The sequence below is a fragment of the Nonomuraea indica genome, assembly GCF_002850745.1.
GTDB classification, from domain to species: domain Bacteria; phylum Actinomycetota; class Actinomycetes; order Streptosporangiales; family Streptosporangiaceae; genus Nonomuraea; species Nonomuraea indica.
In genome coordinates this window covers 706,599-729,442 of record NZ_KZ559467.1, presented here as the reverse complement: position 1 = coordinate 729,442, position 22,844 = coordinate 706,599, and the positions used below count along the sequence as shown (strand labels likewise).

At 73.8% G+C, this 22,844-nt stretch carries 18 protein-coding genes; 7 read left to right on the top strand and 11 right to left on the bottom strand.

The window, feature by feature from the left end; translation table 11 throughout:
* Nucleotide 1: 1 nt before the first annotated feature.
* From prmC to rpmE, 3 genes are all read right to left on the bottom strand, one after another.
* Complete coding sequence (gene prmC, locus CXR44_RS07355; protein WP_101784097.1) at nucleotides 2–856, bottom strand: peptide chain release factor N(5)-glutamine methyltransferase; 855 nt, start codon at nucleotides 854–856, stop codon at nucleotides 2–4.
* Complete coding sequence (prfA, locus tag CXR44_RS07350; RefSeq protein ID WP_101784096.1) at nucleotides 853–1,905, bottom strand: peptide chain release factor 1; 1,053 nt, start codon at nucleotides 1,903–1,905, stop codon at nucleotides 853–855. The genes prmC and prfA overlap by 4 nt, the downstream gene beginning before the upstream one ends.
* 95 nt (nucleotides 1,906–2,000) lie before the next feature.
* The gene (rpmE, locus tag CXR44_RS07345; RefSeq protein ID WP_101784095.1) at nucleotides 2,001–2,219 is read right to left on the bottom strand and encodes a 50S ribosomal protein L31; all 219 of its coding nucleotides are present in this window, start codon (nucleotides 2,217–2,219) and stop codon (nucleotides 2,001–2,003) included.
* Nucleotides 2,220–2,446: 227 nt separating this feature from the next.
* Here rpmE and CXR44_RS07340 point away from each other — a divergent pair, with 227 nt between their 5' ends.
* Nucleotides 2,447–3,466, top strand: a complete 1,020-nt coding sequence (locus tag CXR44_RS07340) for a hypothetical protein (protein ID WP_101784094.1) — start codon at nucleotides 2,447–2,449, stop codon at nucleotides 3,464–3,466.
* 65 nt (nucleotides 3,467–3,531) lie between these two features.
* Here the strand turns inward: CXR44_RS07340 and rho are convergent, their stop codons facing one another.
* The 3 genes from rho to thrC all read right to left on the bottom strand — a co-directional run bounded on the left by rho (nucleotide 3,532) and on the right by thrC (nucleotide 8,254).
* Nucleotides 3,532–5,583 carry a transcription termination factor Rho gene (gene rho / locus CXR44_RS07335; RefSeq protein ID WP_101784093.1) on the bottom strand — a complete coding sequence of 684 codons (2,052 nt, stop codon included), beginning with the start codon at nucleotides 5,581–5,583 and terminating at the stop codon, nucleotides 3,532–3,534.
* 457 nt (nucleotides 5,584–6,040) lie between these two features.
* On the bottom strand, nucleotides 6,041–7,039 hold the full coding sequence (locus CXR44_RS07330; protein WP_101784092.1) for a homoserine kinase: 999 nt from the start codon (nucleotides 7,037–7,039) through the stop codon (nucleotides 6,041–6,043).
* 156 nt (nucleotides 7,040–7,195) lie between these two features.
* Nucleotides 7,196–8,254: a threonine synthase gene (thrC, locus tag CXR44_RS07325; protein WP_101784091.1), complete on the bottom strand. Its 1,059-nt coding sequence runs from the start codon at nucleotides 8,252–8,254 to the stop codon at nucleotides 7,196–7,198.
* 146 nt (nucleotides 8,255–8,400) lie between these two features.
* Between thrC and CXR44_RS07320 the strand changes: the two genes are divergently transcribed.
* Nucleotides 8,401–10,077: a glycosyltransferase family 2 protein gene (locus CXR44_RS07320; RefSeq protein ID WP_245898916.1), complete on the top strand. Its 1,677-nt coding sequence runs from the start codon at nucleotides 8,401–8,403 to the stop codon at nucleotides 10,075–10,077.
* Nucleotides 10,078–10,100: 23 nt separating this feature from the next.
* Here CXR44_RS07320 and CXR44_RS07315 read toward each other — a convergent pair whose 3' ends face one another.
* Both CXR44_RS07315 and CXR44_RS07310 read right to left on the bottom strand, forming a co-directional pair.
* Nucleotides 10,101–11,819, bottom strand: coding sequence for a glycosyltransferase family 2 protein (locus CXR44_RS07315; protein WP_101784090.1), 1,719 nt, complete (start codon nucleotides 11,817–11,819; stop codon nucleotides 10,101–10,103).
* Nucleotides 11,816–12,973 carry a glycosyltransferase family 2 protein gene (locus CXR44_RS07310; protein ID WP_101784089.1) on the bottom strand — a complete coding sequence of 386 codons (1,158 nt, stop codon included), beginning with the start codon at nucleotides 12,971–12,973 and terminating at the stop codon, nucleotides 11,816–11,818. Before CXR44_RS07310 ends, CXR44_RS07315 begins: the two co-directional genes overlap by 4 nt.
* A gap of 257 nt (nucleotides 12,974–13,230) precedes the next feature.
* Here CXR44_RS07310 and CXR44_RS07305 point away from each other — a divergent pair, with 257 nt between their 5' ends.
* From CXR44_RS07305 to CXR44_RS07290, 4 genes are all read left to right on the top strand, one after another.
* Nucleotides 13,231–13,668, top strand: coding sequence for a hypothetical protein (locus tag CXR44_RS07305; RefSeq protein ID WP_101784088.1), 438 nt, complete (start codon nucleotides 13,231–13,233; stop codon nucleotides 13,666–13,668).
* 66 nt (nucleotides 13,669–13,734) lie between these two features.
* Nucleotides 13,735–15,228: a glycosyltransferase family 2 protein gene (locus CXR44_RS07300; protein WP_101784087.1), complete on the top strand. Its 1,494-nt coding sequence runs from the start codon at nucleotides 13,735–13,737 to the stop codon at nucleotides 15,226–15,228.
* Nucleotides 15,225–17,306 (top strand): glycosyltransferase, encoded by a 2,082-nt coding sequence (locus CXR44_RS07295; protein WP_101784086.1) that lies wholly within the window; start codon nucleotides 15,225–15,227, stop codon nucleotides 17,304–17,306. Before CXR44_RS07300 ends, CXR44_RS07295 begins: the two co-directional genes overlap by 4 nt.
* Complete coding sequence (locus CXR44_RS07290; RefSeq protein ID WP_101784085.1) at nucleotides 17,303–19,090, top strand: glycosyltransferase family 2 protein; 1,788 nt, start codon at nucleotides 17,303–17,305, stop codon at nucleotides 19,088–19,090. The genes CXR44_RS07295 and CXR44_RS07290 overlap by 4 nt, the downstream gene beginning before the upstream one ends.
* 4 nt (nucleotides 19,091–19,094) lie before the next feature.
* On the opposite strand, the gene CXR44_RS07285 is transcribed toward CXR44_RS07290, so the two are convergent.
* From CXR44_RS07285 to CXR44_RS07275, 3 genes are all read right to left on the bottom strand, one after another.
* The gene (locus CXR44_RS07285) at nucleotides 19,095–20,528 is read right to left on the bottom strand and encodes an oxygenase MpaB family protein (protein WP_101784084.1); all 1,434 of its coding nucleotides are present in this window, start codon (nucleotides 20,526–20,528) and stop codon (nucleotides 19,095–19,097) included.
* A gap of 1 nt (nucleotide 20,529) precedes the next feature.
* Entirely contained in the window at nucleotides 20,530–21,249 is a 720-nt protein-coding gene (gene uppS, locus CXR44_RS07280; RefSeq protein ID WP_101784235.1) for a polyprenyl diphosphate synthase, read from the bottom strand.
* Between the two features lie 213 nt (nucleotides 21,250–21,462).
* A complete protein-coding gene (locus CXR44_RS07275; protein WP_101784083.1) occupies nucleotides 21,463–22,128 on the bottom strand; it encodes a lipase family alpha/beta hydrolase in 666 nt (221 codons plus the stop codon).
* 55 nt (nucleotides 22,129–22,183) lie between these two features.
* Between CXR44_RS07275 and CXR44_RS07270 the strand changes: the two genes are divergently transcribed.
* The gene (locus CXR44_RS07270) at nucleotides 22,184–22,819 is read left to right on the top strand and encodes a TetR/AcrR family transcriptional regulator (protein WP_101784082.1); all 636 of its coding nucleotides are present in this window, start codon (nucleotides 22,184–22,186) and stop codon (nucleotides 22,817–22,819) included.
* The last annotated feature ends 25 nt before the right edge of the window (nucleotides 22,820–22,844 follow it).

Below are 22,844 nucleotides of genomic sequence, written 5' to 3'. Positions count from 1 at the left end.
CCTAGTCCTGGCCGAGCCTCGCGGTGACGAAGCGGTCTCTGCGGGTCAGGTCCTGGCGCAGGCGTACGTCGCGCCAGCCGTTGTCCTCGGGGAACGTCAGGTAGACGGCGCGCCCCTGCTCGTCGGCGTGCTCGACGGCGACCCAGCCGCCGGGGCGGAGCAGCCGCCGGGCGGTGCGCTCGACGGCGCGGACCTCGCCGAGCCCGTCGTCGCCGCTGCCGTACAGGGCCCGGGTCGGGTCGTACTCGCGCACCTCGGGGTCGCGCGGGACGGCGCCGGGCGGGATGTAGGGCGGGTTGGAGATGACGAGGTCGACCGTGCCGTTGAGCTCGGGCAGGGCTTCGGCCAGGTCTTCGGGGTGCAGGTGGACGCGTCCCTGACCGTGTTCGGAGATGTTGCGCTTGGCCCAGGAGTAGGCGCCGGGATCGACCTCGACGGCGTGCACCTCGGCGAGGGCGACCTCCTGGGCGATCGACAGCGCGATCGCGCCGGAACCGGTGCCGAGGTCGACGACGAGCGGGGCGGTGACGTCCATCGCGCGCAGCGTCTCGATGGCCCAGCCGGCCATGACCTCGGTCTCGGGGCGCGGCACGAACACCCCGGGGCCGACCGCGAGTTCGAGGTAGCGGAAGTAGGCGTGGCCGGTGATGTGCTGCAGCGGCTCGCGGGCCTCGCGCCGGGCGATGCCCTCCCAGAACAGCGCGTCGAAGTCGGCGTCCTTGACCGTGTGCAGTTCGCTCCTGCGCACGCCGTGAACGAATGCCGCGATCTCCTCCGCGTCCGTGCGCGGCGAGGGCACACCTGCCTCGGCCAGCCGGGCGGTGGCGAGCGCGATCTCGTCCAGCAGAAATGTCATGAGTGTTGTGCGAGCTTCTCCGCCATCTCGGCGTCGATGAGGGCTTGGGTGACGGCGTTGAGCTCTCCGTCGAGGACCTGGTCGAGGTTATACGCCTTGAAGCCGACGCGGTGGTCGGAGATGCGGTTCTCGGGGAAGTTGTAGGTGCGCACGCGCTCGGAACGGTCGACGGTGCGGACCTGCGACTTGCGCTCGGCCTGCGCGGCGGCGTCGGCCTCCTCCTGGGCGATGGCCAGCAGCCGGGCGCGCAGGATGCGCAGCGCCGACTCCTTGTTCTGCAGCTGGCTCTTCTCGTTCTGGCAGGAGACGACGACCCCGGTCGGCAGGTGCGTGATGCGGACCGCCGAGTCGGTGGTGTTGACGCTCTGGCCGCCGGGGCCGCTGGAGCGGTAGACGTCGATGCGCAGGTCGTTGGGGTCGATCTGGACGTCCACCTCCTCGGCCTCGGGGTAGACGAGCACGCCGGCGGCGCTGGTGTGGATGCGGCCCTGCGACTCGGTGACGGGCACCCGCTGGACGCGGTGGACGCCGCCTTCGAACTTGAGCCTGAACCACACGCCCTCGTCGCCCTTGGCCTTGATGGCGACCGTGACGTCCTTGTAGCCGCCCAGATCGGAGGGCTGGCTGTCGATGACCTCGGTCTTCCAGCCGAGCCGCTCGGCGTAGCGGAGGTACATGCGCAGGAGGTCGCCGGCGAACAACGCCGACTCCTCGCCGCCCTCGCCCGCCTTGATCTCCATGATGATGTCCTTGTCATCGTTGGGATCGCGCGGGATGAGCAGGTGCTTGAGCCGTTCCTCCAGCTGCGGGATGCGCGCCTCGATCTCGGCGGCCTCGGCCGCGAACCCCTCGTCCTCCCCCGCCAGCTCCTTGGCGGCGGTCAGGTCGTCGCGCGCCGCGTCGAGCTCGCGGTAGGTGGCGACGATCGGGGTGAGCTGGGAGTAGCGCCTGCCGAGCGTGCGGGCCTGGTGCTGGTCGGCGTGCACGGCGGGGTCGGCGAGCTGCAACTCCAGCTCGGAATACTCCTTGAGCAACTCGTCGAGGTTCACCGTGGGTCCTTGGGGCGTGGGTGGGTGCGGGGCCATTCACCAACAACGCCGACCCGGCGCACTGCTGAGGTGCATCCGGGCCGGCGTCGGTGAAGCTACTTGCCCGAGGCCTTCTTGCCGAAACGCTTCTCGAAGCGGGCCACCCGGCCACCGGTGTCGAGGATCTTCTGCTTGCCCGTGTAGAACGGGTGGCAGGCCGAGCACACGTCGGCGTGGATGACGCCGTTCTTGGCGGTGCTGCGGGTGGTGAAGCTGTTGCCGCAGGTGCAGGTGACCTGGGTGACGTGGTAGTCAGGGTGGATGTCGGGCTTCATGGCTGTCCTTTCGGGGTGCGGTCGCCGGGTCGCCTGATGTGCGCCTCAACGCGCGGCGGGAGCCGGAACCGCTACGGGTCAGCTACCAGTGTGCCAGATGCTTCAACCTTCCCAGGCCACGAGGCATTCCCCCGATCCTTATGACGCGGTCACATCCGTCACATTAGGCTCCGCACCCACAATCAGACTTTTTTCTCAAAGGGACTGCGATCAGCATGATGAAGACGATGCGGCTGCTTCTGGCGGCCGCCACGGGGGCCGCGCTTCTGGTGGGAGGTGCACACCTCCCGGTCGCGTACGCGGCCACGGCGGGACCCGACTTCGACGGGCCGGCCGTGGCCGACGCGTCCATCCCGGCCGACGGGGACGTCGAGGTCACCGTCACGCTCAGCCTCAGGGACCCGAGGACGGTCACCGCCGTCACCGGCCATGTCACCCCTCCGGGCGGCTCGCGGCGTGACGTGGCGTTCGACCTCAAGCCGTCCACGGCGGCGCGGGCGGCCATCGCTGGCCGCTTCACCGTGGGCTCCGACGACCCGCCCGGGGCGTGGCGGCTGAACGTCCAGGTGGCCCGCGAGGGCGATCCCGCGCGGGCCACCACGTTCGCGCTCCACGTGGCGGGCCGGCAGCGCGTCGACACGGCCGCCGTGTCGCCGAACCCGGTGCTCCTGGTGCGGGGCAAGGACGTCAAGGTGTCGGTGCTGGCGGGGGTCACCGGCGCCGAGACCGTGTCGGCCAGGCTGGTCAGCGTCGGCTCGCACGACACCTACCGCCTGGGCGATCTGGAGCGCGGCTCGGACGGGCGCTATCGCGGCGTCACCTATCTCAGCGACGACACCGCCCCCGGGGAGTGGCGGCTGGAGGTGTCCGCGCGCCGCGGCGGGCAGACGGTGAAGGGCTCCGCCGCGTTCACCGTGCGGGCGCCGGAGCAGGGCGCCTCGAAGAAGGTCCGGGCCAGGGTGACCCTCGCGGCGCCGGCCCGGGTCGCCAAGGGAGGGCAGGTCAAGCTCCGGGGCACGGTCCACAGGGGCACCGCGGCGTACGCGCGCAAGAGGCTCGCGGTCTACTTCAAGGCCGCGGGCACCACCACGTACCGGCTGCTCGGGCACGTGCGAGCCAACGCGTCCGGCCGGTACGCCGTGTCGTATCCCGCCCGCAGGGACGGCTACTTCCGCGTCAAGGTGGCGAGCACGTCGAAGACGCGCGGCGCGCTCTCGCCGCAGGAGTTCGTGGACGTCAGGCCCTGAGCCGAACGGCGGACGAGACAAAAAGGGGCGGCGGGGAGACCCCGCCGCCCCTTCTGTCGCGCGCGTCAGTCGCGGTCGTTGCTCACCGTGGTCTTCTGGACCTGCAGGAGGAACTCGGCGTTGGACTTGGTCTCCTTCATCTTCTCCAGGAGAAGCTCCAGAGCCTGCTGCATGTCCAGCGCGTGAAGCACCCGGCGGAGCTTCCAGACGATCTGGAGCTCCTCCTTGGCCATGAGGATCTCTTCCTTACGGGTGCCGGACGCGTCGACGTCCACCGCGGGGAAGATCCGCTTGTCGGCCAGGGAGCGGTTGAGCTTGAGCTCCATGTTGCCGGTGCCCTTGAACTCCTCGAAGATGACCTCGTCCATCTTGGACCCGGTCTCGACCAGGGCCGTGGCGAGGATCGTCAGCGAGCCGCCGTTCTCGATGTTGCGGGCGGCGCCGAAGAAGCGCTTGGGCGGGTAGAGCGCCGTCGAGTCGACACCACCCGACAGGATGCGACCGGACGCCGGGGCCGCCAGGTTGTAGGCGCGGCCGAGGCGGGTAATCGAGTCGAGCAGGACGACCACGTCGTGGCCCAGCTCCACCAGGCGCTTGGCCCGCTCGATGGCGAGCTCGGCGACCGTGGTGTGGTCCTCGGCGGGACGGTCGAAGGTCGAGTGGATGACCTCGCCCTTGACCGACCGCTGCATGTCGGTGACCTCTTCGGGCCGCTCGTCCACGAGCACGACCATGAGGTGGCACTCGGGGTTGTTGCGGGTGATCGCGTTGGCGATCGACTGCAGCACCATCGTCTTGCCGGCCTTGGGCGGCGAGACGATGAGGCCACGCTGGCCCTTGCCGATCGGCGAGACGAGGTCGATGATCCGCGTGGTGAGGATGTTCGGCTCGGTCTCGAGGCGCAGGCGCTCCTGCGGGTAGAGCGGCGTCAGCTTGTTGAAGTCGGGCCGGTTGCGGGCCTGGTCCGGGTCCATGCCGTTGACCGTGTCGAGGCGGACCAGGGCGTTGAACTTCTCGCGGCGCTCGCCCTCGCGCGGCTGGCGGACGGCGCCGGTGATGACGTCGCCCTTGCGCAGGCCGTTGCGGCGGATCTGGGCCAGCGAGACGTAGACGTCGTTGCTGCCCGGAAGGTAGCCGCTCGTCCTGACGAACGCGTAGTTGTCGAGGATGTCGAGGATGCCGGCGATCGGGATGAGTACGTCGTCGTCGCCGATCACGGGCTCGCTGCTGTCGAAGCGGTCACGGCCGCGGCCGCGGTTGCGCTCCCTGAAGCGGCCCCGGCGCCCGCGCCCGCCGCGCTCGTCGTCGTCGCCCCGCTGGTCACCGCGAGCGTCACCACGCGAGTCGCCCCGCTGGTCGCCACGCGAGTCACCGCGCTGGTCGCCACGCGAGTCACCGCGAGAGTCACCGCGCTGATCGCCACGCGAGTCACCGCGCGAGTCGTTGCGGCCGGTGTCGGCGCCGCGCTGGTCGGCACGGCCGCCGCCCTCGCCACGGCCGCCCTCGCCGCGGTCGTTGCCGGACCGGTCACCGGCAGAGCGGTCGCTGCCGCGCTCGCCACGCTCGCGGCGCTCGCCGCGGCCGCGCCGCTCGCGGCGGCTCTCGCGCTCGCCACGCTGGTCGCCCTGGCCGGAGTCGACGGGCTGGGCGGCCGGCTCGACGACCGGCTCGGCAGGCGCGACGACCGGCTCGGCCGGAGCCGCCACGGCGGCGGCCTGCGCGGCCACCGGCTCGGCGGCCTGCGGGGCGGGGTCGTCGGTGGTCTTGGCGCGCGAGCGCTCGCGGCGGCTGCGGGACGGCCGCTCGACGGCGGGCGCCGGGTCGGCGGCGGCCGCGACGGCCGGCGCCTCGGCTACGGGAGCGGGCGCGGTGTCTGCGGTGCCGACGCCCTGCTTCTCCTGGATGGCCGCGATGAGCTGGCTCTTCCGCATCCGACCGGTGCCGCTGATGCCCAGCTCAGCGGCCATTTTCTGCAGCTCGGGCAGCACCTTGGCGGACAGGCCGGTGCCGGAGCGACGCGCGCGCGGCTTGGCCGCGGCACGGGTGGGGGTGTCGCCGGACGCCGGCTGCGCAGGCGAGCCAGGTGCGTCGGAGAGGAGTTCGGTGGTGTCGCTCAACTAAAAGGTCCTTCCCAGGGGTCGGGCGCCGGTTGGTTTCTGCCGGGCGTCCCGGAGGTGCTTTCGATCCGGCGGGACAGACCGGGTCGGGGTGCACTTTGCGATCTTCGGCCGCCGCTGGGGACGGTCGCCACTCTTGGGGAGGGGCTCGTCCAGGCCGCCACAGGACGGTGGCGCGTGGAAGACACCCCCCAGATTGCTGTCGCCAGCCAGATGTCGAGGTGATTCGAACGCGCAGATCCCCGTCGTCGCCGCCTCACGTTGGGCCAACCGGGTGTGGGCCAACCGGAGGCAACGGATTCCGGGGAGACAGCCGCGCTGCCCACGCCTCGCGACGTGAAGCATGATGCAGCGATGTGTGGCTGACAAGCACGCACCCACCAAGGGGGCATCTGGTGCGGCTATCAGCCTAACATCACCAGCGCACACGGCTATTCCCTGAAGGTCTAGAGAGGCATCAGCGTGTCTCGGGAAACTGAACGTACGCACCGACCTGGTCGACGTCCATTTGCTGGATGTGCCAGTCATTACCCACTTCTGGTGCGAGCAAATCCTGTGAATCCGGTGTCGAAAACGCGAGGACCGTAGGACCCGCTCCGGACACGACCGCGGGCACGCCCGCGGCACGCAGACGTTCTACCAGATCCGCGCTGCCCGGCATCGCAGGCGCGCGGTAGGCCTGGTGGAGCCGGTCCTCCGTCGCCGCGAGCAGCAACTCCCGATCAGGCGTCCGGGTCAGCGCGGCGATCAGCAGCGCGGCCCGGCCGGCGTTGAAGGAGGCGTCCTTGTGGGGCACGTCCTTCGGCAGCAGCCCCCGTGCGGTCTCCGTGGCCAGGCGCGTCGACGGGACGAACACGACAGGGCGGATGCGCGCGTCGGGGACCAGTTTCACCATACGTGGTGCGCCCGTGTGGTCCGTCCAGGCCACCGTCAGCCCTCCGGCCAGGCACGGAGCCACGTTGTCGGGGTGCCCCTCCATCTCGGTGGCCAGCCGGAACGCCTCGTCGTCGGTCAGCTCCGGCTCGGCCGCCCGCTCCGTGGCCCGCTCCTGCTCCGTGGCCCGTTCGGTGGCCCGCCCCGTGGCCCGTTCCGGCCGCACGGCGCGGGCGGCCTCGGAGGCGAGGGCGCGGGCGGCGAGGATGCCCGCGCAGATGGCGGCCGAGGAGGAGCCGAGGCCGCGGGCGTGCGGGATGACGTTGCGGCAGCGCACCTCGATCCCGGCCGGCTGGGGCACTCCCATCCGCTCGAACGCCCTGCGCATGGCCCTGACGACGAGGTGTCCCTCGCCGAGATCCAGCTCGCCCGCGCCCTCCCCCTCGACGGTGACCCGGATGCCGGGCTCGGCGGTCAGCCGCGCCTCCACCTCGTCGTGCATCTCCAGCGCCAGGCCGAGCGTGTCGAACCCCGGCCCGAGGTTGGCGGACGTGGCCGGCACGCGGACCCTCACGGTGCTCATTGGTCAGACTTCCCTTTCGTCCGCGTTCGCCGGGCGCGCAGGCGGCGCGCCGGTGAAGCTGCTGTCGACTCCGCGCCCGTACGCGCTGCGCGAACAGGCATCACGTACGGCCACCCGTGCCGGCGCCGCGCGTGACGGCGCGGGCGGTGGCGCGTGTCAGGCCAGGCCGAGGGCCGCGGCCGCGGCGTGCACGTCGATGGGCACCGTGACCGGGGCCGGTGCGCCGGAGATGGCCCAGTCGGGGTCCTTGAGCCCGTTGCCGGTGACCGTGCAGACGATCCGCTGACCGGGCTCGATCCGCCCCTGTGCGTGGGCCTGGAGCAGACCGGCCACGCTGGCCGCCGAGGCCAGCTCGACGAAGACGCCCTCCTCCTGGGCCAGCAGCTTGTACGCGGCGGCGATCTGACGGTCGGTGACCGACTGGATGTCGCCGCCCGACTCGTCGCGGGCCTCGACGGCGAGCTGCCAGGAGGCGGGGTTGCCGATGCGGATGGCGGTGGCGATCGTCTGCGGCCGGGTGACCGGGGCGCCGGTCACGATGGGCGCCGCGCCGCTGGCCTGGAACCCGAACATCCGGGGCGCCCGCGTCGACACCTTGTCGGCGGCGTACTCCTGGTAGCCCATCCAGTAGGCGGAGATGTTGCCGGCGTTGCCCACGGGGATGCAGTGGATGTCGGGCGCGTCGCCGAGCGTGTCGACGATCTCGAACGCGGCCGTCTTCTGGCCCTGCAGCCGGAACGGGTTGACGGAGTTGACCAGGGCGATCGGGTAGCTGGACGACAGCTTGCGCGTCATCTCCAGGCAGTCGTCGAACGAGCCCTCGACCTGCAACAGCGTGGCCCCGTGGACGAGCGCCTGGGCCAGCTTGCCCATAGCGATCTTGCCTCGGGGCACGAGGACGGCGCAGGTCAGGCCCGCGCGCACGGCGTAGGCGGCGGCGGAGGCCGAGGTGTTGCCGGTCGAGGCGCAGATGACGGCCTTGGCCCCCTCTTCGAGGGCCTTGCTGATGGCCATGGTCATGCCGCGGTCCTTGAAGCTGCCCGTCGGGTTGGCGCCCTCGACCTTCAGGTAGACCTCGCATCCGGTGAGCTCCGAGACGCGGCGCGCGGGCAGCAGCGGCGTGCCGCCTTCCAGCAGCGTGACGACCGGCGTCTTCGTGGTGACCGGAAGACGCTCTCGGTACTCCTCGATGAGGCCACGCCACGCCCTGCTCATGATGACTCCCTACCTGCGGTGTTGGGCCCGAGTGTACGGGGTGCGGCGCCGCGCCATCCAACGGAGCCCGCCCCCGGCCGCAAGATCCCGCATTTGAGGAAATTCTCCGGTTCTCCCGATAAAGTTGCCCGCCAGGGGGTCACCACATGAACGCGCGTCCTGCCATGACGCAGAACGACTTTTCTCCGCTCTCGCCGCCGCGGCTCGGCGCCTGGTCGCCCGCCCTGTCCGTGAGCGTGGTGGTGCCCGCGCACGGCGGGCCGCATCTGGAGCTGACGCTGGCCGCGCTCGCGGCGCAGACGTACCCGGACCATCTCATGGAGGTCCTGGTCGTCGACGACGGCAGCGAGCCGCCGATCAGCCTGCCGGAGATCAGGCCGGTCAACACCCGCCTGGTGCGGCCCGAGACGGGCTGGGGCATCTCCAACGCCGTCAACGCCGGCGCCGGGGCCGCCGACGGCGAGATCATCCAGCGGCTCGACTCCGACATGGTCGCCTGCCGCGAGCACATCGAGGCGCTGGCCCGCTGGCACCACCTGACCGACTACCTGGTCACGATCGGGATGAAGAAGTTCGTCGAGGCGCCGCCGCTGACCGCCGCCGAGGTGCGCCGCGCCGGGCACCTCGGCGAGCTGTTCGACCTGGACAAGGCGGTGGCCAGCTCGACCGAGGCGACGATCGCCAAGACCGACGGCCTGCGCAGGAGCCGCAACCCCTACCACGTGTGCACGGGGCCGACGTTCGCCGTGCACAGGGACGTCTTCCACGCGGTGGGCGGGCTCGATCCGACCGTCGTGCGGGGCGAGGACACCGAGTTCGCCTACCGGCTGGCCATGCACGGGGTGGGGTTCGTCCCCGACCTGGAGGCCCAGGCGGTCCATCTGGGGCTGCCGGCGCAGCACCGTGACCGGGAGCGGGCCGTACGGGCCGTCGAGCCGTACCTCGCGCACCGCATCCCGCTCCGCCGCGACCTGCGCAAGGAGGCGGGCCGGCGGTGGCTGGTCCCGTACGTGGAGGTCGTGCTGGACGTGACCGACACCTCCGAGGCCGTCGTCCGGCGGGCGGTGGCGGCGGCGCTGGACGGCACGCTGCAGGACGTGGTCGTGACGCTGGTGGGGCCGTGGGCGCGGCTGCACGACGGGCGGCGCTCGGTGCTGTCCGACCCGTGCTTCGAGCTGCGGCTGATGCGTGACCTGTTCGCGCACGACCAGCGGATCAGGCTGATCGACGAGGCGGCGCCGACGCCCGCGCCCACGCCGTTCCGCTACCGGGGGCCGGTGGACGTGCCGCTGCATCGCTCGACGCTGGAGCGGATGGTGGAGACGGTGCAGAAGGACCTGACGGGCGTGCTCGTGGTGGACCTGCCGGACGGGCGCACGGCCAGGCTGGAGCGCACCTCCGCGCTGGGGCGGGCGCTGCTGCTGTCCGCGCCGGGCGACGACCTCGACGACGTCATCGGGGTCACCCACGGGGTACGACACGTGGCTCCGGACCGCTACTGGCCCGCGGCCCCGGCCGAGCCGGCCTCCACCGGACCGGCCCCCGCCACGCCGGCCCCCGCGCGATCCGGCACGGCGCCGGCCGGGAACGGCGGCGGGCCGGGCGGCAAGGGTGCGGGTCCCGGCGGTGGTGCAGGTACGGGTGCCGGCGGTGGCTCGCGCGGTGGCGCGGGTGCGGACGGTGGTCCGGGCGCCGGTGGCGCGTCGGCGAAGCCCGCCGCCAGGCGCACGGGTGAGCCGGTGGGCGCGACGGTGCCCGCCACCCGGCCGCCCGCGGACCGCACGCTGCTGGGCCGCCTGAAGTCCGCCCTGCGCCCCGACTGAGTCCCGGGCCGCCAGCCCCGGAGCTACGGGAGGGTGTCGCCGGCTTCAGGGGGCGCGCCGGGCCGGCCGCGGCTCCCGCGGCCGAGGGCACGGCGCACGGTGGTGGCCACGAGCACGCGCAGTCCCTGCTGGGCGCGGTTGGCCGCGGCCAGCCGGCGGCGCAGCGTGCCGACCTCGCGCCGCAGCTCGACGGTGCTCTTGCGCCACCGTGCCGCCTCCTCGCGCCACTTGGTCACCTGGGCGCGCAGCCGTTCGGCCTCCTTGGCCAGCCGCTCCGCCTCGGCGCGGGCCTCCACGCGGGCCCGGTGGGCGCCGCGGCGGCCGGGGATGTCGGCGGGCTCGGTGCCGAACCCGTAGGTCGCCCCCTCCACCCAGGTCACCCCGGACACGTCGTCCACCGCGTCGTCGAGGTCCTCGCCGGGCCGCAGCACGACGCGGGCGCGGGCGAAGGCGGCGACCCGTTCGAGCCGGGCGGCCAGCACGCCGTCGGGCGACTCGTGCAGCAGCACGTTCACCAGGCCGTAGCCCTGCTCGCGGCACAGGTCGAGGAGCCGGGCGAGGCTGTCCTCGCCGGGCACCCAGCCGGGCGGCAGCCGCAGCACGTACGGCACCGCGGGATCGACGTCGGGGGCGGTCGCCAGCCGGACCCGGCCCTCGTGCAGGTAGTGGCCGTGGACGAGCACCAGGTCGAGGGCGGGGTCGCGGAGCGGGGCCCGGCGGTCGCGCAGGGGGCGGTCCAGCGTGTCCCACGGGCCGACCACGACGACCTCGACGTCCGGCACGGTCCCGGCGAGCAGCGCGTCCACGGCGGCGCGCACGTTCTCGTAGCCGGCGGTGCCGTCCACCACGGCCGCCACGTACGGCACCTTCCACTGGCGGCCCGGATGGGAGCGCAGCCAGCGGTAGGCGGGGATGCGGTCGGCCACGAACGCGTGGCTCACCCGGTCGATGGGCTGCTTGTCGCGCATCCGCATGGTGGGCCCGAGGTGGTAGGCGCGGGCGGCCGGCTCGGGGACGAACACCGCGCCGGCCTGCGCGAGGCGGTAGCCCAGCTCGGTGTCCTGGCCGAGGATCAGGTCCTCGTCCATGGGCCCGGCCGCCTCGATGAGCCGGGCGCCGACGGAGGTGGCGCCGCCGACGTGCAGGCTGAACGGGCGCTGCGGGTTGTCGGTGAGGCCGCCGGTGCGCTCGACCAGGTCGACGATCCAGCCGTGCGGCTCGGCGGGCTCGAACGCCCGCTCCAGGTCGTCGGGCAGCGCGGCGGGGACCGGCGCGTCGGTGAAGCGGATGTAGCCGGTGACGACGCAGTAGGGCGCGGCGTGGTGCCAGCGCATGTGCGCCTCGATGGCGCCGGGGGTGAGCAGGACGTCGGAGTCGAGCCAGTGGATCACGTCGCCGCCCGCCTCGGCCAGGCCGGCGTTGCGGGCGCTGGCGCGGCCCGGCGTCGCGCACAGGATCAGCCGGGTGTCACGGGGACGCTCCTCGGGCAGGCGCAGCGGCGGCGTGCTGCCGTTGTCGACGACGATGACCTCGACCAGTTCGTCGGGGTAGGTCTGCCGGGCCAGCGCCGCCAGCACGAGGTCGAGCTTGTCCTGGCCGCCGTAGGCGGGGACGACCACGCTGACCCGCAGAGTGGGCGTGAACGGGTCCGGGCGCCGCAGCACGCGGTAGTCGTTGCCCCGCACCCGGTCCCGGCCGCCCGCCGGCCGCGGGGGGTGGAGGGCGATGTGGTGGGGGGTCATGCGGCCTCCATCAGCAGGCTCGGGCGGAATCCACGCCACTGGCTGGAGGCGACCTTCAGGAAGTGGGCGAGGGGGAGCTGCCAGGTGTGCCCGCCGCTGAGCGTGCGGCGCAGCACGTAACCGAGGCCGTGGGTGCGGTAGACGCGCGCGCCCGCCTCGGTCGCGGCCTTGAGGAAGTCACGGTCGACGGCGCGAGGCTGGGCGGGAAAGCCCCCGATGTCATGAAATTTCGACCTGGAGGTGAGGATCGTGCCGCCGGCGACGTGATCGGACCACACCTCGCTCCTGTACGCGGCGCCGCTGGCGAACGTGGTGCGCCGGATCGTGGTGTGCAGCGGCTCCAGGTAGAAGAACTCCCCGGCCGTCCCCACCACGTCGGCCCCGGAGTAGGCGGCCGCCATCACCAGGTCGGCGAGGTGGTCGGGGCCGTACCAGTCGTCGTCGTCCCACTTGGCCACGTGATCTCCGCCGGCCAGCGCCGCCGCGTCGTTGAGCACCTGGCCGAACGGCACGTCCGGGCCCGCCTCGACCCAGGCCACCGGCAGCCCGGCGTCCTCGACGGCCTGCCGTACCCGCTCGAACGGCACCCCGTGCAGGCCCAGCAGCACCTCCACCTCGACGCCGCGCTGGCGGGCCATCTGGGCGAGCGCGCCGGCGACCAGGGCGGGGCGTTTGGTGGCCATGACGACGCTGATCGCGGGCGTGCCGGGGACGCGGTGGGCCAGCCGTCGCAGCCGTACGCTGTGCTCCTCGCGCCGCAGGTCGGCCAGGCAGCGGGCGGTGCCGTCGGGCGCGTGGGCCAGCCAGGCGCGGTCGGCGAGCAGCCGGGCCAGGTCCTCGGGCACCCAGCCGGGGACGCTCCCGGCGTCGGGGGTCGCCGGGTCGCCCGCCTCGGGGGCGGCCAGCGGCACACCGGCCGCCGCGAGCCGCAGCAGGCCGTCGAGCGGCACCGGCGCGGCCGGCCACTCGATCTCCAGGCCGCGCAGCGGGCGCAGCTCGGCCACGTCGTCGGCCACGTCCTTGACCGGGTCACCGGCCACGTTCATGGCCGGGTCGGGCGCGTGGCTGTCCACCGCCCACCCCGCGCCACTCCAGTGGAGCCGGGCGAGCCCCTTCTCGGGCGTGCGCGTGAAGCCGCAGGGGGTGACGGTCATGCGTGGGATGCTCCTCGACCGGGCTGGGCGACTCAGTCGGCGCCTACCTTACGCCCGTCCGATCATGCCCGTCCGACCGTGCCCGTCCGACCGCGCTCGTTCGGCCGTGCCTGTTCGGCGGGGACGCCCCGCAGGTAGTCCGGCGATCATTCTCAGTAACCACTGAGGATCTTATGGCACTGTAGTGGTTTAAGTTGATTAAGCTGTCAAATTACCGTTGATGCCCGTTTAGTGATCGTTAGGAAAGGTGCACGCGGATGCTCTCGCCGCGCAAACTGGCGATGATCGCCGCATTCCTCGGAGTTCTGGTGGTCGTGGTGCTCACGGCGCTCGTCCTCGGCGACCTGGTGGCGCTGGGCGCGGCGGCCGTCACGGCGGCGTTCGCCGCCGCCCTGGCCGTCCTCGCCGTGCTGCTGATGAGCGTGCGCCGCCTGGACGGCAAGGCCCAGCGCATCGACCAGCGGGTCAAGAAGCACGAGAGCGAGCTGGCCAGGACCGCGACGGCGCTCAAGCGCATCGACGCGAAGCTGGACCGCGTGGCGGCGGCGGTCGAGGCGACGGGCGCGCGCCGCGACGAGGACCTCGCCGCGATCCTCGCCTCCCTCGGGGAGGACCGCGTCAACGCCATGGTGCGCGCCCGCGAGCTGGACGAGCTGCGCGCGGAGGTCCGCGCGCTGGCCGAGGGCCGGGTCTGACGTGGCGCGGACCCACGGCGACCGGGCGGTGAACCGGCCCCACCCGGCACGCGGCGAGGGACGGGCATGACCCGCGTCAGGCACAACGACTACGGCGTCCTCGCTCCCCCGCCCATCGGGACGTGGCGGCCCGCCCTGACGGTCTCGGTCGTCATCCCCGCCCGCGACTGCCGTGGAGAGCTGGAGCGGACGGTCGCCGCGCTGGCCCGGCAGACCTACCCCGCCGAGCTGACCGAGGTGGTCGTCGCCGACGACGGCAGCGACCCGCCCATCGAGCTGCCCGGCGCCCGCGTCGTGCGGGTGCGCGACGGCTGGGGCCGGGGCGCGGCCCGGGAGGCCGGCCGGCTCGCCGCGACCGGCGACGTGATCCACTGGCTCGACGCCGACATGATCCTCGCCGAGGACCACCTCGAGGCGCACATGCGCTGGCACCACCTCATCGACCACGCCGTGGTGATCGGCGACACCCGGTTCGTCGACGCGCCGGACGAGGAGGGCGTCCAGTCCCCCTACACGCGCAGGACCCTGGAGTCCACCCGGATGCTCAGGGACGCCGGTTCCACCGCGTACCTGCTGCACACCGGCGCCTCCTCGTCCGTCCGCGCCGACCTGCTGCACGCGGCGGGCGGCGTGGACGTGGAGCTGAACATGGCCGAGGACACCGAGCTGGGCTACCGCCTGGCGCAGGCCGGCGCGGTGTTCATCCCCGATCCGCAGGCTCGCGGCCGGCACGTCGGCCCGTCCACGGTCATGCGCCGGGAGAAGGAGGTGCACCGGCACAACTGGTCCTACCTCGGCGACCTCATCCCCGACCTGCGCTGGCTGCGCACCCATCCGAGCCGCCATTGGCGGGTGCCGTACGTGCGGGTGGTCGTGCCGGGCACCACCTACGAGGAGACGCGCACCGCCGTGGACGCGGTGCTGGCCGGCACCGTGAGCGACACGGCCGTCACCGTCGTCGGGCCCTGGGACCGCCTCACGGACGGGCGCCGCGCCAGCCTCGACGAGCCGCTGCTGGACCTGCGCCTGCTCCGCAACCTCTACCGGTACGAGCCGCGCGTCGCGTTCGCCGCGGCCGAGCCGCTCTCCGCCGCCCCGTCGCCGTTCCTGCTGTCGCTGCCTCCCGGCTGGGCGCCGGGCCCCGACACGGTGTCCCGGCTGGTACGGCTGGCCGACGCCGACGGGCTGGGCCTGGTCTGCGTCGTCCTGGCCGAGACCGCCGACGGGGTGGTGGCGGCCAGGTTCGAGCGGACCGCGGCGTTCTCCCGCGCCGCGTTCTTCCACGGCGACCCGGACGACCTGGTGGACGAGATGTTCGGCTCGCTGTGGGTCGGCGGGGCCGAGTACGGCATCGTCCCCGTGGCCGAGGCGGAGCCGCCCACCGGCGACGCGGCCAAGTGGCGCGCGCTGGCGGCGCGGCGGCTGGAGGAGGTCAAGGAACTGCGCGGCACGGTCGAACGGCTGTCGGCGGAGGTGGCGCGGCTGTCGGCGGAGTCGCGGGACGAAGCCGGGACCGGACGGTTCAGCTCCCTCATCAGGCACCTGCGGAGCGCCGGTTGATCGGCGAGCTGCTGGCGGAGCTGCCTTCGGCCCGCGTCTACCTCGCCGGGATCGACCCGGCCACCGTCCCGGCTCTGCGCCGGACGGACGCCGGGGACCACGGAACCGGCACGGGCCAGGCCGGCGCGGCAGGACAAGCGGGCGCGGCAGGCCGTGCCGAGACGGCGGGCCGCGGGGGCGCGGCGGGCGCTCCCCTGCCGGTGGACCTGGACCGTGACCTGCTGGAGCCACCGTCCGCCACGGAGCAGGTGCGGGAGGTGCTGGTCCTCGCCCGCACCCCGGCCGATCTGAGGCGGGCCGCCACCCTGCACAAGCTGCTGCCCGAGGCGGCGCGCGTGGTCGTGGCCGTGCTCGACACACCGGCCGCGCACCCGGCGCCGGTGCCCACGCCCACCCCCGCGCACCGGTGGCGGGCACTGTCCGACCTGCGGGTGCACCGGCCCAAGGATCGGGTGTGGGTGGTGGACGCCAGGTTCTCGGCGCCGGTGCCCGCCGGCCGTACCGTGGCCGCGACGGCCCGCGCCTTCGTCGGCCACCGCCTCGACGTGATCGCCGCGCCCGCCGCCGCGATCGCCGGCGTCGGCGCCGCGGACTGGCGGCCCGGCGACCCCAACGCCACGCCCGCCGAGGTGTCCGGGCCGGTGCCGGAGAGAGTCGGCGCGCCGGGCGGCGACGTGGTGCTGCGGACGTTCCGCGACCCGGCCGTCCTCGACCCCGCGCCCGACGCCGGGCGCGAGGGGCCGCGGGCCGGCGACGCGCCCGCCCTCGTGACCACGGCGGACTGGGAGGGCGCGCAGACACCCGTCGAGCGGCCGGCCCACCGGGCCGCCACCTGGGAGTCGCTGGGCCGGCCCGGCGGCGCGGACCTGCCGCTCGCCGATCCTGACGTGCTCGGCGAGCCGTCGATGATCCCGCCGGTGGACGAGCGGTTGGTCAACCCGCAGGGCTTCGTCACCACGCCGTCGCGCGGCATGGCGGCGCTGGCCGAGCGCGACGGGCGCTGGGCGGTGGTGCTCGACGGGACGGCGGTGACGACGTTCGCCGAGTCGGGCGGGGTGACGGACGCCGACGTGGCCCGGCTCAGGCAGGTTCGCGGGGTCGAGGTCGACTGGCGGCACGCCCACAGCGGGCCGATCGCCGCCGTCCGGGTGCTCGCCGGCCTCGCTGCCGCCGGGGTGCCGCTGGTCTGCGAGTCGGTGCCGCGCTGGGCGCACGGCCTCGGCGAGGAGCTGATCGCGCTGCTGACGAGCCGCCCCGACCTGGCCGACGACCTGCGGCGCGAGGAGCACAGCATCCGGCTGCGCCGCGAGGCGCTGCGCACGCACGGGGTGGCCGCCCGCTGGGAGCAGCTCGGCGCGCCCGCCCCGGCCGCCCCGCTGACGTCCGTGCTCCTCGCCACCCGCCGACCCGCCATGGTGGGGTTCGCCCTCGACCAGGCGGCCAGGCAGCGCGGCGCACAGCTCGAAGTCGTGCTGGCCCTGCACGACGTGCCCCGGGACCATCCCGAGGTGGCGGCGGCGATCGCCGCGTTCGACCGCCCGCTGACCGTGTACGAGGCCGGCCGGGAGGAGATCTTCGGCGAGGTGCTCAACCACGCCGCCGCCCGGGCGTCGGGATCGTTCCTGCTGAAGATGGACGACGACGACTGGTATGGCCCCGACTTCCTGGCGGATCTGCTGCTGGCCCACTCCTACTCGGGGGCGCAGGTGGTGGGGACCGTGCCGGAGTTCGTCTACCTCGCCTCGATCGACGTCACCGTGCACCGCAGGCAGGTCACCGAGCAGATCACCAGCTTCGTCGCGGGCGGCACGATCCTCGTCGAACGCTCGGCCTTCCAGGCGGTTGGCGGCTTCCGGCCGCTGCGCCGCTCGGTGGACACCCAGTTCCAGGAGGCGCTGCAGGCGGCGGGCGGCCAGATCTACCGCACCCACGGCCTCGGCTACATCCTGCGCCGCGGCCCGGCGGCCGACCACACGTGGCAGGAGCCGATCGGCACGTTCCTGCAGCGCAACAGGCGGCAGTGGCGCGGCTTCCGGCCCAGCGCCCTGATGGAGCTCGACCGGAGCAGCGCGCCATGACCCGCGTCCCCCGCATCCGCAGGCAGGACTACGGCGTCCTCACCCCACCGCCGCTCGGCGGCTGGGACCCGGCGCTGACCGTGACGGTCGTCATCCCCGCCCACGACCGACAGGGGACCCTCGACCTCACCCTCGCGGCGCTGTCGGCGCAGAGCTATCCGGCCGAGCTGATGGACGTGGTCGTCGTGGACGACGGCAGCACGGTCCCGCTGCGGCTGCCGGAGACCGTCCCCGACGGGACCAAGCTGATCTCCAGCCCGCCCGGCGGCTGGGGCCGGGCCTGGGCCCTGCAGGCGGGTCTGGAGGCCGCGACCGGTGAGGTCGTCCTCGTGCTGGACGCCGACATGGTGCCGCACCGCGAGCACGTCGAGGCCCAGCTGCGCTGGCACCATCTCGCCCCGTACGTGGTGACGCTCGGCTGGATCGACTTCACCGTCGCCGACCACCTGCCGTCACCCGAACGGGTGCGCGCCGCCGTGCGGGACGGCGAGGAGGACGGCCTCTTCCCGCTGTCACCGCACCGCCACGACTGGGCCGAGAAGATCATCGACGATCACGACGGGCTGCGCACCGCGCCCAGCTCGCTGGCCACCCGCATCCACGTGGGGGCGACGGCCGCCTACCCGGCGGCGCTGCTGCGTTCCGTCGGCGGGCTGGACACGTCGCTGGTGCTGGCCGAGGACACCGAGCTGGGCTACCGGCTGACGCAGGCGGGCGCGGTGTTCGTGCCGGACCCGCAGGCGCGGGCCTGGCATCTCGGGCTGCCCACGGCCATGCGCGACGTGGCCGCGCTGAAGAGGTACAACGACCCGTACGTCGCCGACCGCGTGCCGTACCGGCGCTACCTGCGCACGGACCCCGGCCGGCAGTGGCTGGTGCCGTACGTGGACGCCGTGGTGCGGGCGGGGGCGTACGAGGACGTGCGCGCCACGGTGGACGGCCTGCTGGGCGGCAGCCTGCCGGACGTCCGGGTCACCGTCGAGGGCCCGTGGGCGTCGCTCGGCGCCGGCCGCCGCTCGCCGCTGGGCGACCCGGATCTGGACCTGCGCCTCGTGCACGCCACGTTCGAGCACGACGCCCGGGTGCGGCTGGCCGACCCGGAGGCGCGTCCGGCCGATCAGGCGGCGCCGCCGCCGGCCGGCCCGGCGGCGCGTCCGGCCGATCGGGTGGGGCCGCCGCCGGCCGGTCCGGCGCGGCGACCGGGCGGGCCGGAGCGTGTCGTGGCGCCCTTCCGGCTGACGGTGCCGCCCGGGTGGGTGCCGCGTGCCGACACGGTCGAGCGCCTGGTCGCGCGCCTTGAGGAGGACGACGGCGGGGTGCTGTGCCTGGCGCTGGCCGAGACGGAGGAGGGCGTGCTGGTGGCCCGCCTGGAACGGACCTCGGCCCTGTCACGCGCCGCGCTGGTGGCGGAGCCGGGTGAGCCGCTGGACGACGTCCTGGACGAGGTGTTCGGCGTCGAGTGGCTGGACGGTGCCGAGTGGGGGTTCGCCCGCAGGCCCGCCGTCTACCCGCCGCGCCGTCGTCCGGTGCCGGAGGCCGAACGGCTGGCCGCGCAGCACCGCAAGGAGATCGCCCGGCTGCGCGAGCGGGCCGACGCGCTGCGCGCGGAGCTGGCCCAGGCGCGCAGGCAGGCGGGCAAGAGCGAGCGGGACGCGGCCCGGTGGCGGCAGAAGGCCGAGTCGTGGCGGCGCGAGGCGGTCCGGCTGTCCCGCGACCGCGACCGCGACCGTACGGTCCTCACCCGCGCCGTCCGCCGCATGCGTGACCTCGCCTCCGGCAGGTAGGGCGTCAGCCTTCGGACAGGAGGCCGTCGTAGGCGGCGGAGGGGTGGCGGCCCGCCATGTACGTCAGGAACTCCCGGACGAACGCCGCCCGGGAGAGCCCGTCGCCGCCGGCGGCCGGCTCGCGGTCGAACGCGGTGCGGAACAGCTTCTGGTGCTCGCCCGCGCTGATCGCCTCGTCGCCGTCGGTGTCGGTGGCGTCGAACAACACGTCGGCGATCTTGATCAGCGCCGGCCCGGACGGCGTGGTGGCCGCCGTGGCGTACTCGTCGCGGGTGATCCGCCCGTCGCCGTCGCTGTCGAGGCTGGTCTGCAGCTCGCGCCACCAGTCGGCGTACGCGGTGAAGAGCCGGGCCTCGGTCTGGGCGTCCATGTCGAGGCGGGTCGCGATCTCCCTGGCCATGGCCGCCAGGTCGGGCCATTCGAGATGCCCGTTGCCGGTCTGGTCCAGCACCTCGGTGAAGAACCGCTCGGCGGATCTGCGAGCGGGCACGGCGGGCTGCCGGGTGTCCGCGGTGAGGTGCTGCAGCAGGCCGCCGGCCCGGCTCGCCTGGTGCAGGAGCGCCCCGAGCAGCCGCGAGGCCGGACCTTCGTCGTCGTCATCGTCGAGGTCGAGGACGTCCATGAACGCGCCGACCTGCGTCCAGGCGGCCGGCAGCCAGTGAGTCGCCAGCCCGGCCGCGAGGTAGACGCCGTGCATCAGCGCCTGCGCGCCCGGCGGCGTGGTGAGGCGGGCCTGGCGACGGTAGGCCTCCGGCAGCGACGCCACGGTGATCGTGGCCGCCAGCGGCCCGGCCAGAGCCCGGATCGCGGCCCACGCCGTGGGGTGGTCGCGGAGCGGGGGCGGCGGGGGGACCTCGGCGAACACCCGGTGGAGGACGGCGTGGACGGCCTCGTTGAGCTCCAGGCGGCGGCTGATCGTCTCGTCGTAGTACGGCCAGAACTCGTGAAGCGTCGCGGGCAGGCCGGTGCCGTCGTCGCCCATGAGGACGAGCATCTCCCGGAACTCGTCGTACAGGTGTTCCTGCGTGGGCGTGTCGAGGGGCCGGCCGCCCAGCCGGCACATGGTGACCGTCGACTCGAACAGGGTCGCCATCACCCAGGCGCGCGCCTCGGGGTCCATCGCGTCGTAGGGGCGGCCGTGGGCGTCGGTGCCGGAGATCCGCCCGTGCAGCCTGTTGAGCCGGGCCGCCTCGCGCAGGCGCACCTCCTCGTCCTCGTCGACCAGTCGCCGCGTGCTGAGCAGGGTGTTGCGCAGCCGCCGCCACGGGCGGGCCACGAACGTCGAGTTGCCGATGAGCGCCGCGCCGATCTGCGGGTGGGCGGCCTCCAGGACGCTGGCCCGGGTCGCCGCGAGGCCCCACCGCGCCTGGCTCACGTAGTGGCGCAGCAACCCCGCCGCCGCCGGGACGGTCGTGGGGGCGTCGGTCGTCTGAGTCATCTCAGCCCTTTCGGGTCGTGGTCGGCAGGTGCACGTCGCCGAACCGGCGCTCGCGCCGGCGGTAGGCGTCCAGGCACTCCCACAGGTGCGCCGCGCGGAAGTCGGGCCAGAGCACCTCGGGGAACATCCATTCGGCGTAGGCCACCTGCCACAGCATGAAGTTGGAGATGCGCTGCTCGCCGGAGGTGCGGATGACCAGGTCCACATCGGGCGTGTCGGGATGGGGCAGGTGGCGGGCGAAGGTCTCCTCGGTGACCCGCTCGGCCGGCACCTTGTCACGGATGAGCGACCGGGCGGCGCTCACGATGTCACGACGCCCGCCGTGGTCGAACGCCACGGTCAGCGTCATCCGCGTGTTGGCCCGGGTCAGCGTCACGAGGTCGGCGATGTCGCCGGCCAGGGACGCGGGGATCCTGGCGTCGGAGTCGCCGAGGAAGCGGCACCGGATGCCGCGCGCGTGCAGCGACATGGCGTGCTTGCGGACGGACCGCTGGACCAGCCGCATCAGGAAGCCGACCTCGCCGCCGGGCCGCCGCCAGTTCTCGGTGGAGAAGGCGAACAGGCTCAGCCACGGGATGCCGACCGCGTAGGCCGTCTCGATCACCTCGATCACCGCGGCCTCGGCGGCCCGGTGCCCGGCCGTGCGGGGCAGTGACCGCTGCTCGGCCCAGCGCCCGTTGCCGTCCATCACGCACGCCACATGGCCTGGCAGACCCGACACCACCGCATGGCCTCCGCTCCCCCGCCTCCGGAGCGACTATAGCTCACCTTGAGTGATCGATGAACCACTCTTGGTAGTCGGACGGGCGGCTCGGGGCGCGGCGCACGTGCGCGCGGGCACGGGCGCGCGTGTGCCCGCGGGCACGGGCGGCGCGCGGTCGCCGGGCCTCCCGCCCCGGACGGGCGACGGCGGTCCGGGCCCGGCGAGGCGGAGTCACACCGCCGGGCAGCCGCCGCCGAGAGCGGTCAGGACCGCCTGGACGAACGCCTCGTTCCCGGGCTCCTCCGCGTGCGGCACACCCGGCAGCTCGGCCCTGCACGCCACCCCGTCGATGGTGTCGCCGCGGGTCTCGTCGAGCGAGCTGGCCAGCACGGTGTAGCGGACCGCGCCGGGCGTCGGGTCACCGCTGTTGAGCTGCTTCATGAACGTGCTCGTGGGGCACATCTGGCCGCCCTGCGCGGCCGGGAGCAGGCAGGCGGGCCAGTAGCCGCGCTGGCCGGTGCCCATGGAGACGTAGCTCAGGGTCGTGGCCGTGCCGCCGAGGGACTTCAGGTAGTGGCGGGCCGACAGGCCGCCCATGCTGTGACCGACCAGGCTCACCCTGTCGGCGCCGTGCGTCCGGCGTACCTGCTCGACGAGGGCGGCGATGGCGTTCGCGTTGGCGACGTTCTCCTCCCCGGGCAGGTCGATCGCGTACGCGGGATGCCCGGCCTGCTGCAGCGCCGTCTTCATGGGGGCGAAGGAATCGGGGGTGCCGTTCCAGCCGTGGACGAGGATGACCGGTTCGCCCTGGGACTGCCGTGCCCAGGCCGCTCCCGAACTCGTGCCGAGGGCCGCTGTCAAGACGGCGACCCCCGCTCCTGCCAGCAGACGCCCCATGGTCGCCCCTTTACTTACTTAGTGCTCGGTAAGTGAATGGGCTAGGTTTAACACCATGAGCCGCGCTGATCAACCCCCTCACGGGGACGGGCCCGCGACGGGCCGCCGCGAACGGGCCCGCCTGCGCCGTGAGGAGATCATCCTGATCGCCGCCGGGATGTTCGCCGAGCGCGGCTACCGGGGCACCTCGCTGGCCGACGTGGCCGCCCGGGCCGGGATCAGCGAGCCCGGCCTGCTGCACCACTTCGGCAACAAGGCGGGGCTCCTGCTGGCGGTGATCGAGCGGCGCGACCTCGACAGCGAGGCGTTCGCCATGGAGCTGCTCGGCATGGAGCCGGCCGACCGGCTGCGGGCACTGCCGGAGTTCGCCCGCCGCAACAGGCACCGGACGGAGCTGGCCAAGCTGTTCACGGTGCTGGTGGCGGAGAGCCTGGAGCCGGACGCGCCGGGGCACGGCCACTTCGTCGCCCGTTACCGCGCGATGCGCGCCATCGTCGCCGACACCATCCGCTCGGCCCAGCGGACGGGGCTCACGCGGGCCGGGCTGGACCCGGAGGCCAAGGCGGCCGAGATCATCGCCACGCTCGACGGGCTGCAGACGCAGTGGCTGCTGGACCCGGAGGCGGTGGACATCGTCGCCGCCATCGAGGCGTACGCCCGGACCCTGGAACGCGACCTCACCGGCTCCTGACCGGCGACGCGCCGCACTGCCGCAG

What these genes read in the sequence shown, in the direction of transcription:
- prmC (WP_101784097.1), bottom strand. Translation starts at nt 856, where the DNA reads ATGACATTTCTGCTGGACGAGATCGCGCTCGCCACCGCCCGGCTGGCC.
- rpmE (WP_101784095.1), bottom strand. Translation starts at nt 2,219, where the DNA reads ATGAAGCCCGACATCCACCCTGACTACCACGTCACCCAGGTCACCTGC.
- CXR44_RS07340 (WP_101784094.1), top strand. Translation starts at nt 2,447, where the DNA reads ATGCGGCTGCTTCTGGCGGCCGCCACGGGGGCCGCGCTTCTGGTGGGA.
- CXR44_RS07330 (WP_101784092.1), bottom strand. Translation starts at nt 7,039, where the DNA reads ATGAGCACCGTGAGGGTCCGCGTGCCGGCCACGTCCGCCAACCTCGGG.
- thrC (WP_101784091.1), bottom strand. Translation starts at nt 8,254, where the DNA reads ATGAGCAGGGCGTGGCGTGGCCTCATCGAGGAGTACCGAGAGCGTCTT.
- CXR44_RS07320 (WP_245898916.1), top strand. Translation starts at nt 8,401, where the DNA reads ATGAACGCGCGTCCTGCCATGACGCAGAACGACTTTTCTCCGCTCTCG.
- CXR44_RS07315 (WP_101784090.1), bottom strand. Translation starts at nt 11,819, where the DNA reads ATGACCCCCCACCACATCGCCCTCCACCCCCCGCGGCCGGCGGGCGGC.
- CXR44_RS07310 (WP_101784089.1), bottom strand. Translation starts at nt 12,973, where the DNA reads ATGACCGTCACCCCCTGCGGCTTCACGCGCACGCCCGAGAAGGGGCTC.
- CXR44_RS07305 (WP_101784088.1), top strand. Translation starts at nt 13,231, where the DNA reads ATGCTCTCGCCGCGCAAACTGGCGATGATCGCCGCATTCCTCGGAGTT.
- CXR44_RS07300 (WP_101784087.1), top strand. Translation starts at nt 13,735, where the DNA reads ATGACCCGCGTCAGGCACAACGACTACGGCGTCCTCGCTCCCCCGCCC.
- CXR44_RS07290 (WP_101784085.1), top strand. Translation starts at nt 17,303, where the DNA reads ATGACCCGCGTCCCCCGCATCCGCAGGCAGGACTACGGCGTCCTCACC.
- CXR44_RS07285 (WP_101784084.1), bottom strand. Translation starts at nt 20,528, where the DNA reads ATGACTCAGACGACCGACGCCCCCACGACCGTCCCGGCGGCGGCGGGG.
- CXR44_RS07275 (WP_101784083.1), bottom strand. Translation starts at nt 22,128, where the DNA reads ATGGGGCGTCTGCTGGCAGGAGCGGGGGTCGCCGTCTTGACAGCGGCC.
- CXR44_RS07270 (WP_101784082.1), top strand. Translation starts at nt 22,184, where the DNA reads ATGAGCCGCGCTGATCAACCCCCTCACGGGGACGGGCCCGCGACGGGC.